Origin of the sequence: Mycobacterium seoulense, assembly GCF_010731595.1 — a bacterium.
Classification (GTDB): Bacteria; Actinomycetota; Actinomycetes; order Mycobacteriales; family Mycobacteriaceae; genus Mycobacterium; species Mycobacterium seoulense.
The window spans coordinates 2,486,619-2,501,014 of record NZ_AP022582.1 but is presented as its reverse complement, the minus strand read 5'-3'; the positions used below and the strand labels follow the sequence as shown (position 1 = coordinate 2,501,014).

General features: G+C 68.6%; 9 protein-coding genes and 1 tRNA gene. 7 read left to right on the top strand and 3 right to left on the bottom strand.

Annotation, left to right across the window (positions count from 1 at the left end; all coding sequences use genetic code 11):
• The first annotated feature begins 86 nt into the window (after nucleotides 1–86).
• Complete coding sequence (locus G6N37_RS11395; protein WP_163680092.1) at nucleotides 87–1,550, top strand: biotin carboxylase; 1,464 nt, start codon at nucleotides 87–89, stop codon at nucleotides 1,548–1,550.
• Nucleotides 1,547–2,725 (top strand): serine hydrolase domain-containing protein, encoded by a 1,179-nt coding sequence (locus G6N37_RS11390; protein ID WP_232075425.1) that lies wholly within the window; start codon nucleotides 1,547–1,549, stop codon nucleotides 2,723–2,725. The genes G6N37_RS11395 and G6N37_RS11390 overlap by 4 nt, the downstream gene beginning before the upstream one ends.
• A 53-nt stretch (nucleotides 2,726–2,778) precedes the next feature.
• Here G6N37_RS11390 and G6N37_RS11385 read toward each other — a convergent pair whose 3' ends face one another.
• From G6N37_RS11385 to G6N37_RS11375, 3 genes are all read right to left on the bottom strand, one after another.
• On the bottom strand, nucleotides 2,779–3,468 hold the full coding sequence (locus G6N37_RS11385) for a cutinase family protein (protein WP_269475752.1): 690 nt from the start codon (nucleotides 3,466–3,468) through the stop codon (nucleotides 2,779–2,781).
• Between the two features lie 88 nt (nucleotides 3,469–3,556).
• Nucleotides 3,557–4,117: a hypothetical protein gene (locus G6N37_RS11380; protein ID WP_163680083.1), complete on the bottom strand. Its 561-nt coding sequence runs from the start codon at nucleotides 4,115–4,117 to the stop codon at nucleotides 3,557–3,559.
• Nucleotides 4,118–4,968: 851 nt separating this feature from the next.
• A tRNA-Arg gene (locus tag G6N37_RS11375) sits at nucleotides 4,969–5,045 on the bottom strand.
• A gap of 187 nt (nucleotides 5,046–5,232) precedes the next feature.
• Here G6N37_RS11375 and lipQ point away from each other — a divergent pair.
• The 5 genes from lipQ (at nucleotide 5,233) to G6N37_RS11350 (ending at nucleotide 14,256) form a co-directional block, all read left to right on the top strand.
• On the top strand, nucleotides 5,233–6,480 hold the full coding sequence (gene lipQ, locus G6N37_RS11370; RefSeq protein ID WP_163680080.1) for an esterase LipQ: 1,248 nt from the start codon (nucleotides 5,233–5,235) through the stop codon (nucleotides 6,478–6,480).
• Nucleotides 6,481–6,633: 153 nt separating this feature from the next.
• Complete coding sequence (locus G6N37_RS11365; RefSeq protein WP_163680077.1) at nucleotides 6,634–8,103, top strand: wax ester/triacylglycerol synthase family O-acyltransferase; 1,470 nt, start codon at nucleotides 6,634–6,636, stop codon at nucleotides 8,101–8,103.
• On the top strand, nucleotides 8,100–9,833 hold the full coding sequence (locus G6N37_RS11360; RefSeq protein ID WP_163680074.1) for an HAD-IB family hydrolase/lysophospholipid acyltransferase family protein: 1,734 nt from the start codon (nucleotides 8,100–8,102) through the stop codon (nucleotides 9,831–9,833). The genes G6N37_RS11365 and G6N37_RS11360 overlap by 4 nt, the downstream gene beginning before the upstream one ends.
• Entirely contained in the window at nucleotides 9,830–12,187 is a 2,358-nt protein-coding gene (locus G6N37_RS11355; protein ID WP_163680071.1) for a glycerol-3-phosphate 1-O-acyltransferase, read from the top strand. The genes G6N37_RS11360 and G6N37_RS11355 overlap by 4 nt, the downstream gene beginning before the upstream one ends.
• Nucleotides 12,188–12,216: 29 nt before the next feature.
• A complete protein-coding gene (locus G6N37_RS11350) occupies nucleotides 12,217–14,256 on the top strand; it encodes a cytochrome c oxidase assembly protein (RefSeq protein ID WP_163680067.1) in 2,040 nt (679 codons plus the stop codon).
• Nucleotides 14,257–14,396: the final 140 nt, after the last annotated feature.

Below are 14,396 nucleotides of genomic sequence, written 5' to 3'. Positions count from 1 at the left end.
GTCCACACTTGTGGGATGAACGTATGTGATTGCATTGCCGACGCGCTGGGTGCGGCGCCCCTGTCTCCGGCGCGGGTTGCGTGAACATGGGTGGGCCTGAGCCGGGTCGGGTGCTGAACGGCCTCTCGGACGTACGCGCGTTCTTCCACACAAACAAGGTGCCGCTGTACTTCATCTCGCCGACCCCGTTCAACCTGCTGGGTGTTGACCGCTGGATACGAAACTTCTTCTACCTGACCTACTTTGACTCTTTCGAGGGCACACACTCGCGCGTTTTCGTGCCCCGGCGACGCGACCGCCGTGATTTTGACTCCATGGACGAGGTCTGCAGCCACCTGCTGTCCGATCCCGAGACGCTCGAGTTCATCGCGGGTAAAGGCCCCGGCGGCAAGTGCTGCTTTGTGATGATGAACGAGGAAATCCAGGCCCTCGCGCGGTCGGCAGGTCTCGAGGTCATGCACCCGCCGATCGAGCTGCGCAATCGGCTGGGCTCCAAGATCGTCATGACGCGCCTGGCCGACGAGGCGGGGGTGCCCAGTGTGCCCAACACGATCGGGCGGGCCGGTTCCTACGACGAATTGCTGGCGCTCGCACAAGACGCCGGCTTGGGGGACGATCTCGTCATCTCGATCGCTTATGGCAACGCCGGCAGCGGGACGTTCTTTGTCCACGGTCAGCGCGACTGGGACCAGCACGCCGGTGACCTGGTCGGGCAGGACCTCAAGGTTATGAAGCGGATCCGCAACGTCGAGGTGTGCCTCGAGGGTGCCGTGACCCGCCACGGCACCGTCGTCGGCCCCGCGATGACGAGTCTCGTCGGTTATTCGGAGCTGACGCCGAGCCGGGGCAGCTGGTGTGGCAATGACATCTGGCACGAGGTGCTGCCGCCCGCCCAGACGCGCGCCGCCCGAGAAATGGTGACAAAGCTGGGCGACGTCATGCGCCGCGAGGGTTACCTCGGCTACTTCGAGGTGGACCTTCTGCATGACCTCGACTCCGACGAGCTCTACCTCGGCGAGGTGAACCCGCGGCTGAGCGGCGCCAGCCCGATGACGAACCTGACCACCGAGGCCTACGCCGACATGCCGCTGTTCCTCTTTCACCTGCTCGAGTACATGGACGTGGAGTACGAGCTCGACATCGACGAGATCAACTCGCGCTGGGAGCGGGGCTATGGCGAGGACGAGGTCTGGGGCCAGGTGATCCTCACCGAGACGTCGCCGGATATCGAGATCTTCACCGCGACGCCACGCACCGGTGTCTGGCGCATCGACGACGACGGCCGGGTTTCCTTTTCGCGGACCGCCAACGACTGGGCCACGCTGCTCGACGGGTCCGAGGCTTTCTACATGCGAGTCGCCGCGCCTGGCGACTTACGGTCCGAGGGCGCCCAACTCGGCGTGCTCGTCACTCGTTCACACCTGCAGACGGACGACTATCAGCTGAGCGAGCGATGCCAGCGCTGGGTCAAGGGTATGAAGGCGAAGTTCACCTCAACGCCCCTGACGCCCGCCGCGCCGATCGTCTCGCGACTCGTCGCACGAGCGTGAGCCGCCCGGCCGGCATCTCCTTGGACAACTGGCTGTCGCCGCCCTATGCGAGGTGGTCGTTCCAGCATGTCGAAGACGTCGTGCCGACCGCGGTGATCCCCCGCGGTACCGGGCCGGTCGCGGCGATTCCCCCGGCTGCCGGTCCTCTCGCGGATATCGCGGTGACCAACACCGACGGGATGCTCACCAGCGTCGGCGCGGTAATGGCCGCCACCGTTACCGACGGGTGGGCCGTCGCCCACCGCGGCTCGATGGTGGCCGAGCAGTACCTGGACGGCATGGCGGCCGAGACCCGGCACCTGCTGTTCTCGGTGAGCAAGTCGATGGTGGGGGCCGTCGTCGGCGTGCTGCACGCAGCCGGTGCGATCGCGCTTGACGCCCCGGTCACGAGTTTCGTTCCCGCCCTGGCGAATTGCGGATACGCCGGCGCGACGGTGCGCCACCTGCTGGACATGAGGTCGGGCATCGCGTTTTCGGAAAACTACGACGATCCGGCCGCCGAGATACACCGCCTCGACCAGGCGATGGGCTGGGCGCCCAGGAGGGATCCGGACGCGCCCCCAACCCTGCGTGACTTCCTGCTGACGCTGCGGCGGAAGGCGGCTCACGGCGGGCCGTTCGAATATCGCTCGTGCGAAACCGACGTACTCGGCTGGATCTGCGAGGTCGCCGGCGGCGAGCGGATGCCCGAATTGATGTCCGAATTGCTGTGGAGCCGCATCGGCGCCCAGAGCGACGCCACCATCGGGGTCGATCCCGCCGGCACCGGGTTTTTCGATGGCGGCATCAGCGCGTGCCTGACCGACATGATCCGGTTCGGGTCGCTGTTCTTGCGCGACGGTGCCTCGCTGACCGGCGAGCAGGTAGTGCCGGCGGCGTGGATCGCCGACACCCTCGACGGCGGCCCCGACTCTCGCGAAGCGTTCGCCGCCAGCCCCGACCACGACACCGACCTGCCCGGCGGGATGTACCGCAACCAGATGTGGTTCCCGTATCCGGGGAACGACGTGGTGTTGTGCCTGGGCATGTGCGGCCAGATGATCTACGTCAACCGCGCCGCCGAGCTGGTCGCCGCCAAGCTGTCGGCCCAGGCACACTCTCACGAGCCGCACATGCTGGACACGCTGCGCGCATTCGACGCGGTGGCACACGAACTGGCGAGAATCGCCCGTTAGCCCGAGCTGTCGAACACCAACCGACGTCGAGCGAGTTGTCTCCGACGCGTGGGTTAGAGATGGCTCGCCACGAAAGTCGCGGCCTGACTGGGCATTCCGGAGTGCTCATAGGACAGATGCGCCGCCGAGAACATTTCGTCATGCGTCGGCAACGACAGGCCACCGCCCGGTGAGCAAATCGGGTCACCGGGCGCACACAAGTCAATGGCCTTGGCCCCATACCAGGGACTGGCCTCGTTCATCGGGCCCACAATTCGGTCCGTCATATTTCCGAAGACGGCCACGGCGGCAACGTGATCCGCCTCGTCTGCCGATAGCGTCGCGGCGTTAAAGCCCGCAATCGACGCTCGGGCGATGGTGATCAGATCTATGACCATCGCGCCTTGGGAATATCCGCCGAGCACCAGCTTGGTGTTGGGGCAGTTCGCGACCATGGATCGAACGTGAGCGTTGGCATCGCTGGCGCCGGCGGATGCGGACGGGGGCCAATCTTCAGTCGCCGGGTAGTTGACGGCATACACCCCGAGCGACCGGCCGCCAACCTGCGACCGCAGCGAATCGACGAAGGCCTGCCCGACCCCACCAATACCAGCTGGCTCGTTGGTGCCCCGGGCGAACGTCACCTCGACGTCAGGGCAGGGGGCAGCGGACGCGGGGGCCATGAGGATCGGTGCGCTCAGCAGCGTCGCGCAAGCCATCACCACCGCAGCGCCCAACAAGCGACGAAACTGGCGTGCTTCCACGTCCCAATGCTGACACATCGTGACCCGGGCGCACCGCCCAAAATTGCGCCCGGAGCAAGACCGTGCGGGCACCGCTGCGGTGGCGGCGTCAGGTGTGGACGATCCAGCCCGCTTCGGTGTAGGGAGCGGGTTGCGCGGGATCGTTGATCGTGATGTACAGGTCGCCTCCCGTCGGCATGGCGAAGCCGACGAATCCATGTGCGGTCTGCCCGTCCTGGAGGCCGCCCGATTGCAGTGGGGGCATCTTGTCGAGCCTCTGGTAGTCGACCGCCAACGTTGCCGGTCGGGGCGCGTCGTCGGGATGGGTCCATGGCTGATTGCCGCCGCCGTATCCGGCGAATACGTAGTCCCGGTCGAATTGGAAGAACCGGTGGGACGTCGCGGTGATAGTCAGTTCCACCACGTTGCATGCGGAGCCATACGTCGGAGCCGCAAAGTGAGACGCGCACCCCGGCGGTAACCACGTTGCACTGTTGACCGTGATGTCGGCGGTGGCGCCGTTGGCCGCCCGCGCGTGCACGGGCACGCCCATCTGTCCGATCGGGAACGGTGGGTTGTCGGACGTGGGGTCCGCCGAACCGGTGGGACATACGCATGCGGCAACGGCCACCGCGACCGCGGCTGCGGCAAGTACAGGTTCCGCGCGCACCCCGGTTGGTTACCCGCAGCGCTGCCGCACGAAAACGCGCGTCATCCAAGAGCCATCGGTGCAGCCGACAAGCCCTTCTCTCCTCGGGGTCGGCACGTGCTTAAGACGCCAATGGCCGGGTAATCCGATGCAATGAGGCGCGAGGATCTCTCGGTGGGCGGGCGAAAGGCCGCACCAGCCCGCGTCCGCGACCTCGAGACCATAGATGCCGAGCTGCGGTTGGTGGCGGCTCTCCGTCGTGCGGCTCGGGAGCGGGGTGCGCCGCTGCCGTCCATCGAGGATGCGGATGCGCTGCTGGATGAACGCTGCGCGCTGACAAGGAGTTGGGCGCGCTAACTCCTTTGGCCCTCCTGCTGACGTAGCTCGGCGCTAAGCTCTGCGAATGCGTATCAGGCACCTGCTGGCAGGATCCGCCCTCGCCGGTGCGCTGTGCGCGGCCGCGCTCGGTAGTGGCGGCGGCGTGGCACAGGCGGACCCGCCAGCTCCGCCGCCACTGCCGGGGGAACCCGGGCTGGCGGCACCGCCCTGGGCGTTATTGCCTGAAATGTTGGGGCCTGGCTCGCCACTGCCTGAAATGTTGGGGCCTGGCTCGCCACTGCCTGACATGTTGGGGCCTGGCTCGCCACTGCCTGAGATGTTGGGGCCTGGCTCGCCACTGCCTCAGATGTTGGGGCCTTCACCACAGCCCCAGCCGTGGGGACCGCCCCTGGAGTCCCCTCTGCCTTCGTCACTAGCGGGCTAGCACCAGAGTCTTGCCGAGCGAGCTGCGACCCACCCGGATCAACCGAAACACCGTCAGACATCACCCGAGGCCGAAACGTCAGCCATCAGCCGACGTCATACAAAACTGTTGGTGCCCCCGGCACGACTCGAACGTGCGACCTAGGGATTAGAAGGCCCTTGCTCTATCCACCTGAGCTACGGAGGCAATGTGCAGGTCAGTCTATTCCAACGGCGTGTCGTAGCCCGACTCGCCGCCGCGCCGTGCACGAAAACCGTTCCGGCTCCGAAAGTATCGGCTATGGTTGGCACCCTCGACACACGTACAACATCGGCCGGTAATCGGCCGTTTACCGCAACGAGGCGTGTGCAAACCGTCGAGGGGTGGCGTTGCTATGAGCGTGACCACGCACGTGACTTCCCGGTGCTCGTGGGCCGGTAGCCAGGCATTACGCCTGGCGGGCGACGCGAAGGACGCCTATCGGTTCGGCACGCTGTTGCTGCGGGGCTCGCCGTTCGCGCTGGGCTGCCTCGCCGGCTGGCTGTCGACGGAGTTTCCCCCGCACGTCGTGACCGGGCACGCGTTGTCGCGCGTCGCGCACCCGTCCATCGGCCGCGTCGGCACCACCTGGGCGGCGCAGCGGGCGGATCGGGCCCTCAGCGCCGCGCTCGAGGAATCGCTCGGCCCGGACTTCCGCGAGCAGGTGTGCCACCCGGCCGGCATTGAGCCCGTCTGTGCCCCGCGCGGCGGCGTGTTGAACCGGCCCGGCCCGCACCGCCGGTACGCGGCGCAGACGTCCGACATCCCCTACGGTCCGGGTGGACGCGACAACTTGCTCGACATCTGGCGGCGGCACGATCTCGCGCCCGGGCGGCGGGCCCCGGTGCTGATCCAGGTTCCCGGCGGGGCGTGGACCGTCGGGGACAAACGAGTGCAGGCCTACACGCTGATGAGCCGCATGGCCGACCTCGGCTGGATCTGCGTCGCGATCAACTACTGCAAGAGCCCGCGTTCCGCATTTCCCGCGCACCTCATCGACGTGAAGAGGGCGATCGCCTGGGTCCGCCAGAACATCGCCGACTACGGCGGCGATCCCGACTTCATCGCGATCACCGGCGGTTCGGCGGGTGGGCACCTGGCCTCCCTGGCCGCGCTCACACCGAACGAACCGGCGTTCCAGCCCGGCTTCGAAAGTTCCGACACCACCGTCCAGGCCGTCGCGCCCTACTACGGGGTGTACGACTTCACCGACTTCGACAACATGCACGAGCTGATGCTGCCGTTCCTGGAGCATTTCGTCATGAAGGCCCGCTACGCCGACGAGCCCGAGCGGTTCCGCGCGGCGTCGCCTGCCTCCTACGTGCACAGCGAGGCGCCGCCGTTCTTCGTGCTGCACGGCGAGAAGGACGAAGTGGTTCCCAGCGGCCAGGCCCGGGCCTTCTGCGCCGCCCTGCGCGCGGCCGGCGCCCCCACGGTGGCCCACGCCGAACTCGCCAACGCCCACCACGCGTTCGACATCCTCTCGACGGTCCGCTCGCGGCTGGCGGCCGACGCCGTCGCGGATTTCCTGGGTGTCGTCTACGGCCGGCGCGTCAGCCCGCTGCTGGACTTCGTCCCGCTGGCGGCCACATCGGCCAGCTGAGCCGGGCCACCGGTAACCCGCGCCCAGGCCCCGACCGCACCTTTCACCAGCGCGGCAACCCGACTAGCGTTGTGTTGGCGATGGGGTTGGTGGTGGGTCCGAGGCAGGAGGCTTGATCTTCGGTGACAGGGTTGGCGCGTCGGTCGGAAAGACATGACTGAGTCCGATGGGGTCGTGAAATTGTCCGACCAGCTGGGGCCGGTCGACTATCTGATGCATCGGGGCGAAGCGAATCCCCGGACCCGGTCGGGGATCATGGCGCTCGAGCTTCTGGACACGACGCCGGACTGGCACAAGTTTCTGGGCCGGTTCGAAAACGCCTCCCGACGGGTGTTGCGGCTGCGGCAGAAGGTGGTCGTGCCGACGTTGCCGACGGCGTCGCCGCGCTGGGTGGTGGACCCCGACTTCAACCTCGAGTTCCACGTCCGGCGGGTGCGGGTGGCCGAACCCGGCTCGCTGCGCGACGTCTTCAACCTCGCCGAGGTGATGCTGCAGTCGCCGATGGACATCTCCCGGCCGCTGTGGACGGCCACCCTCGTCGAGGGTCTGGCCGGCGGGAAAGCCGCGACGCTGCTGCACGTCAGCCACGCGGTCACCGACGGAGTCGGCGGGGTGCAGATGTTCGCCGAAATCTATGACCTCGAGCGCAACCCTCCCGCAAAGCCGACGCCCCCGCTGCCCATCCCGCAGGACCTCACGCCCAACGACCTGATGCGGCAAGGCATTAACCACCTGCCCACCGCCGTGGTCGGCGGCGTCGTGAGTGCGGTCGCGGGGGCGGTATCGGCGGCCGGACGGGTGGTCCTGGAGCCGACGTCCACGGTGTCCGGAATCGTCGGCTACGCCCTCTCGGGCATGCGGGTGCTCAACCGGGCCGCCGAGCCGTCGCCGCTGCTGCGCCGGCGTAGCCTGGCCACCCGCACCGAGGCGATCGACATTCCGCTCGCCGACCTGCACCGGGCCGCCAAGGCCGGCGGGGGATCGATCAACGACGCCTACCTCGCCGGCCTGTGCGGCGCCTTGCGGCGCTACCACGAGGCACTCGGCGTGCCGATCAGCACGCTGCCGATGGCGGTGCCGGTGAACCTGCGGGCCGAAGCCGACACGGCCGGCGGCAACCGGTTCACCGGTGTCAACCTGGCCGCGCCCGTCGGTACCGTCGACCCGGTTTCGCGGATGAAGAAGATCCGCGCGCAGATGACGCAGCGCCGCGACGAGCCCGCGATGAACATCATCGGTTCGGTCGCCCCACTGCTCAGCGTCCTGCCCACCGCGGTTCTCGAGGGGATCACCGGTTCGGTGATCGGCTCCGACGTGCAGGCCAGCAATGTCCCGGTCTACCCCGGAGACACCTACATCGCCGGTGCAAAGGTGTTGCGGCAGTACGGCATCGGCCCACTGCCGGGTGTCGCGATGATGGTCGTCCTGATCTCGCGCGGCGGGTGGTGCACCATCACCGTGCGCTACGACAGGGCGGCGGTGCGCAACGAGCCGCTGTTCGCCCAATGCCTGCTGGAGGGCTTCGACGAAATCCTGGCGCTGGCCGGTGAGGGGGCGCCGCGCGCGGTGCCCGCCTCGTTCACCGAACCGGCGACCTCGGCACGGACGGTGTCGGGCTCATGAGCACCGGGAAGGACCAGGAAGGCGAGCGCGGAGCCGCCGGGGCGGATATGCGCCTGCCCGGCTCGGTCGCCGAGATCATGGCCAGCCCACCGGGTCCGAAGATCGGGGCGTTCTTCGACCTGGACGGGACGCTGGTGGCCGGCTTCACGGCGGTGATCCTCACCCAGGAGCGGCTGCTGCGCCGCGACATGGGCGTGGGCGAGCTGCTCGGCATGGTTCAGGCCGGCCTGAGCCACACGCTGGGGCGCATCGAGTTCGAGGACCTCATCGGCAAGGCCGCCGCCGCGCTGGCCGGCCGCCTGCTGGACGACCTGGAGGAGATCGGCGAGCGGCTGTTCGTGCAGCGGATCGAGTCGCGGATCTACCCGGAGATGCGCGAGCTGGTGCGGGCGCACGTCGCGCGCGGCCACACCGTGGTGCTCAGCTCCTCGGCGCTGACCATCCAGGTGAACCCGGTGGCGCGGTTTTTGGGCATCTCGAACATGCTCACCAACAAGTTCGAGACCACCGAAGACGGGATACTCACCGGCGGTGTGCAGAAGCCGATCCTGTGGGGCCCGGGCAAAGCTGCTGCGGTGCAACGGTTTGCGGCCGAGAATGGCATCGACCTCAAGGACAGCTACTTCTACGCCGACGGGGACGAGGACGTCGCCCTGATGTATCTGGTCGGCAACCCGCGCCCCACCAATCCCGAGGGCAAGATGGCCGCCGTGGCCAAGCGCCGCGGCTGGCCGATCCTGCGATTCAGCAGCCGGGGCCCGGTGGGTCTGCGGCGCCAGCTGCGCACCCTCGCCGGCTTCGGCTCGATGTTCCCGGTCGCCGCCGGCGCCGTGGGCATCGGCGTGCTGACCCGCAACCGCCGGCGCGGCGTGAACTTCTTCACCTCGACCTTCTCCCAGCTGTCGCTGGCAATCACGGGCGTGCAGCTCAACGTCATCGGCCAGGAAAACCTGACCGCGCAGCGACCGGCGGTGTTCATCTTCAACCACCGCAACCAGGTTGACCCCGTGATCGCCGGCGCGCTGGTGCGGGAGAACTGGATCGGCGTCGGCAAGAAGGAGCTGAAGAAAGACCCAGTCATGGGTACCCTCGGCAAGCTGCTCGACGGCGTGTTCATCGACCGGGACGATCCCGTCGCCGCGGTCGAGACGATGCACGAGGTCGAAGACCGGGCCAGGAAGGGGCTCTCGATCGTGATCGCCCCGGAAGGCACTCGGGTCGACACCACCGAGGTCGGGCCGTTCAAGAAGGGGCCGTTCCGCTTGGCCATGGCCGCCGGAATCCCGATCGTGCCGATCGTGATCCGCAACGCCGAACTCGTCGCCGCCCGGAACTCCACCGTCGTCAACCCCGGGACGGTCGATGTCGCGGTGTTTCCGCCGATTTCGGTGCAGGACTGGACCGTCGAGAACCTACCGGAGCGGATCGCCGCGGTCCGACAGCTGTATCTGGACACGCTGGCCAACTGGCCTGTGGACGGCGAGTTGCCCCAGCCCGACCTGTACGCCGAGCAGAAGGCGGCGACAAAGGCCAAGGCTCCGGCGAAAAAGGCTGCGGCCAAAGGTGTCTCGAAGGCGACGGTAAAGAAGGCGCCGGCGAAGAAGGCCGCGCCGAAAGCCAAGCCGGCCCAGGCTAATCCGCACGAGTCCCAGGCCGTCCTGAAAGACGGCGAGGCACACCGGCCCGCCGGGGCGGCCGTCAACACCGAACCGCCCGAAGGGCAGCCGTGACCGAACCGGCCGCGGATACCACCGCGGTCCTGACCGGCGAAGACGCGCTGGTGCTGGCGTCGATGGCCTCGCCGGTCGAGCGAGAACTGGTGACGGCCTGGATGGCTCAACAGCGCGGCGACAAGCCGGAGGCGAGGTTCGACGTCCTCGAACTGCCGCCGCCGCACGCGGCGCCCGATGCGCTGAGCGCGCTCATCGAGCAGCTCGGGGCCGGCGACGACGCCACCGACGACCGCTCCATCGTGCCGGTGCGGGTGTTCTGGCTGCCGCCGCCGGATCGCGGCAGGATCGCCAAGCTGGCCGGCCTGCTCCCAGGGCGGGATCCCTACCAGCCCAACGAACGTCAGCAACAGCACATCGTGCGCAACGCCCCGCAACGGGCGCGGGTGGTGGCCGGCGAGCCGGCGAAGGTTTCCGAACTGCACCAGCAGTGGCGCGACATCACCGTCGGCGAGAACGAGAGCGACTTCGCCCGCTTCGTCATCCGCCGCGCCCTGCTGGCGCTGGAACGCGTCGAATATCGAATCCTGGGGCCGCAGTACAAGTCACCGCGACTGGTGAAGCCGGAGATCTTGGAGTCCAGCCGGTTTCGCGCCGGGCTGAAGAAGATCCCCGGCGCAACCGTCGAGGAAGCCGGCCAGATGCTCGACGAGCTCTCCACCGGCTGGAGCCGGGTGTCCGTCGACCTCGTTTCCGTCCTCAGCAGGATGCTCAGCCGCGGATTCGATCCGGAGATCGACTACGACGGGTATCAGGTGGCGGCCATGCGCACCGCCCTGGAGACCCACCCGGCGGTGCTGCTGTTCTCGCACCGGTCCTACATCGACGGCGCGGTGGTCCCGGTGGCGATGCAGGAGAACCGGCTGCCGCCCGTGCACGTGTTCGCCGGGATCAACCTGTCGTTCGGCGCGATGGGTCCGCTGTTGCGCCGGTCCGGCGTCATCTTCATCCGCCGCAACATCGGCGAAAACCCGCTCTACAAATACGTCCTGCGCGAATACGTCGGCTACATCGTCGAGAAGCGGTTCAACCTGAGTTGGTCCATCGAGGGCACCCGGTCGCGCACCGGCAAGATGCTGCCCCCCAAACTCGGCCTGCTCGCCTACGTCGCCGACGCCTACCTGGACGGCCGCAGCGAGGACATCTTGCTGCAGCCGGTGTCGATCAGCTTCGACCAGCTGCACGAGACCGACGAGTACGCGGCCTACGCCCGCGGTGGCCAGAAGACGCCCGAAGGCGTTGGCTGGCTGTACAACTTCATCAGGGCGCAGGGCGAACGCAACTACGGCAAGATCTACGTCCGCTTCCCCGAGGCCGTCTCGATGCGCCAGTACCTGGGTCCGGCGCACGGTCCGCTGGCCCACGACCGGGACGCCAAACGCCTTGCGCTGCAGAAGATGTCGTTCCAGGTCGCGTGGCGGATCTTGCAGGCGACGCCGGTGACGGCGACGGGTTTGGTCTGCGCGTTGCTGCTGACCACTCGCGGCGCGGCGTTGACCCTCGATCAGCTGCACCACACCCTGCAGGATTCGCTCGACTATCTGGAACGCAAACAAACCCCGATGTCCACCAGCGCGCTGCGGCTGCGCTCGCGCGACGGGGTGCGGGCGGCGGTCGACGCGCTGTCCAACGGGCACCCGATCACCCGGGTCGACGGCGGCCGGGAGCCTGTGTGGCACATCGCCCCGGCCAAACAGCACGAGGCGGCGTTCTACCGCAACTCACTCATCCACGCCTTCCTGGAGACCTCGATCGTCGAGCTCGCGCTGGCACACGCCCGCCACGCCGAGGGCGACCGCATGCAGGCCTTCTGGGATCAGGCGATGCGGCTGCGTGACCTGTTGAAGTTCGACTTCTACTTCGCGGACTCGGCGGCGTTTCGGGACAACATCGCCGCAGAGATGGCATGGCACGACGATTGGGAAGCCCACGTCGCCGCCGGCGGCGACGAGATCGACGCGTTGCTGTTCGCCAAGCGTCCGCTGATGGCGGACGCGATGCTGCGGGTGTTCTTCGAGGCCTACGAGATCGTCGCCGACGTGCTGCGGGATGCACCGCCCGACGTCGGTCAGCAGAAGTTGACGGAATCGGCGCTCGGCGTGGGCCGTCAATACGTGGCGCAGACCCGCGTCCGCAGCAGCGAATCGGTGTCGACCCTGCTGTTCGCCACCGCATACCAGGTCGTCGGCGATCAGGACCTGATCGCACCGGCGCCCGATCTCGCCGAACGGCGGAGCGCGTTCCGGCGTGAGCTGCGGGACATCTTGCGGGATTCCGATCGCGTCGGGCGGATCGCCCGCGACCAGTTCGTCGCCCGCGAGCTCAAGGCGCGTCAGGAACGCCTGCCTCGGTAGTCGCCGGCCTGCGCCCATACCCTGGCTGTATGACCGTCGACCGCTCTCAGGCCAGACCCCGCGCGGCGGTGTGGCCCATGCTGGTCGGCGTCGCGGTGCTGGCGGGCTGCACGGCGGCGGGCATCGGCGCGCTGTCGCTGGCCGACGCCCTGACCGCCACCGGCCTGCCGAACCCGGGCCCGGCCACCACGCTGGGGCTGCCGTTCGTCCGGGCGGCGGGGGAGATCGCCGCGGTGCTGGCTGCCGGGTCATTCCTGTTCGCGGCTTTCTTCGTGCCACCGCAACGCAGCGGTGTCCTGGACGCCGACGGCTACCGGGCGCTTCGCCTGGGGACGGTGGCGTCGGGCGTGTGGGCCGTGTGTGCCGCCCTGCTGGTCCCGCTGACCATTTCCGACGTGTCGGGCCGACCGGTGGCCGCGATGCTCGACCCGGTGCGAATTTGGTCGGTGGCGGGCCTGGTCACCACCGCCTCCGCGTGGCGCTGGACCGCCGCGCTGGCCGCGCTGGTGATGCTGGCCAGCCTGTCGGTGCTGCGCTGGTCGTGGACACCGCTGCTGTTCGCGGGCTCGTTGCTGACGCTCATCCCGCTGGCGCTGACCGGCCACTCGTCCGCGGGTGGTTCGCACGACCTGGCGACCAACAGCCTGCTGATCCACCTCGTGGCCGCCGCCGTGTGGGCCGGCGGCCTGCTGGCGTTGGCCGCCTACGGGTTGCGCGGCGGCGGGCACCTGGCCCTGGCCGCGCGGCGGTTTTCCGCGGTCGCGTTGTGGTGCTGGGTCGCGATGGCGCTCAGCGGGGTGGTGAACGCCGTGGTGCGCGTGCCGCCCGGGGAGCTGATGACGACCGATTACGGCCGCTTGGTGCTCGCCAAGTTCGTCGCGCTGTGCGTGCTGGGAGTGATCGGGTGGCGCCAGCGGCGCTCCACGGTCGCCCGGTTGCAAGCGGAGCCGACCCGGTCCGGGGCGCGGCGTTCCCTGCTCCGGCTGGCCCTCGCCGAGGCGGCCGTCTTCGGCCTCACCTTCGGTGTCGCCGTCGGGCTGGGCCGCACCCCGCCGCCACCACCGCCGGGCCGGCTGCCCTCGATTCCCGAAGCCGAGATCGGCTACGACTTCAACGGGCCGCCCACCCCGGCGCGCATCCTCTTCGACTGGCGCTTCGACCTGATCTTCGGCAGCGCCGCGATTGTGCTCGCCGCCCTCTATGTGGCCGCCATGGTGCGGCTGCGCCGCCGCGGGGATGCGTGGCCGCGGGGCCGCACTGCGGCGTGGCTGCTCGGCTGCTTCGCGTTGCTGTTCGTCACCTCGTCGGGGGTCGGTCGCTACATGCCGGCCATGTTCAGCGTGCACATGGTCGCCCACATGGTTCTGTCGATGCTGGTCCCCATCCTGCTGGTGCTGGGCGCGCCGGTGAGCCTGGCCCTGCGGGCGTTGCCCGCCGCCGGCCGGGACGACCCGCCCGGTATGCGGGAATGGATCTTGGCCGCGCTGCACAGCCGCTATTCCCGATTCGTCACCAACCCGGTGGTAGCCACGGTGTTGTTCGTCGCGGGCTTCTACGGGCTGTACCTGTCCAACCTGTTCGACACCGCCGTGGGCAGTCACGCGGGCCACCTGGCGATGAACGTGCACTTCCTGGTCAGCGGCTACCTGTTCTACTGGATCGTCATCGGGGTCGACCCCACGCCGCGCCCGATCCCGCCGCTGGCCAAGGTCGGCGTGGTGTTCGCGTCGTTGCCGCTGCACGCGTTCTTCGGGGTGGTGCTGATGGGCACCCGCAGGGTGCTCGGCGCCGACTACTACCGCTCGCTCGGTTTGAGCTGGCACACCGACCTGCTGGGTGACCAGCGGCTGGGTGGCGGCATCGCCTGGGCGGCCGGGGAGCTGCCCCTGGTGATCGTGATGCTGGCCCTGCTGGTGCAGTGGGCGCGCAGCGACGACCGCACGGCCCGGCGCCTGGACCGGGCCGCCGACCGCGACGACGACGCCGAGCTGGTCGCCTACAACGCGATGCTGGCCGAGCTGGCGCGACGGGACGAGACGCCGAAGCGCTCCCACCAACCCGCGGACTGATCCACAGACGCGGTTCTTTCCACAGGGGCGGCGGCCACCGCCCGATTCGGGCCCGTGCACCCGGCCGGCCCGTCGGGGGCGTCGCGCTTCATAGGTGCCAGGACGTGCGGCGGCGCGTTCGCCGCCCATGGCAATCAAGG

Excerpts from the sequence above, each read along its gene's own strand:
- G6N37_RS11395 (WP_163680092.1), top strand. The coding sequence starts at position 87 with ATGGGTGGGCCTGAGCCGGGTCGGGTGCTGAACGGCCTCTCGGACGTA.
- lipQ (WP_163680080.1), top strand. The coding sequence starts at position 5,233 with ATGAGCGTGACCACGCACGTGACTTCCCGGTGCTCGTGGGCCGGTAGC.
- G6N37_RS11360 (WP_163680074.1), top strand. The coding sequence starts at position 8,100 with ATGAGCACCGGGAAGGACCAGGAAGGCGAGCGCGGAGCCGCCGGGGCG.
- G6N37_RS11350 (WP_163680067.1), top strand. The coding sequence starts at position 12,217 with ATGACCGTCGACCGCTCTCAGGCCAGACCCCGCGCGGCGGTGTGGCCC.
- G6N37_RS11365 (WP_163680077.1), top strand. The coding sequence starts at position 6,634 with ATGACTGAGTCCGATGGGGTCGTGAAATTGTCCGACCAGCTGGGGCCG.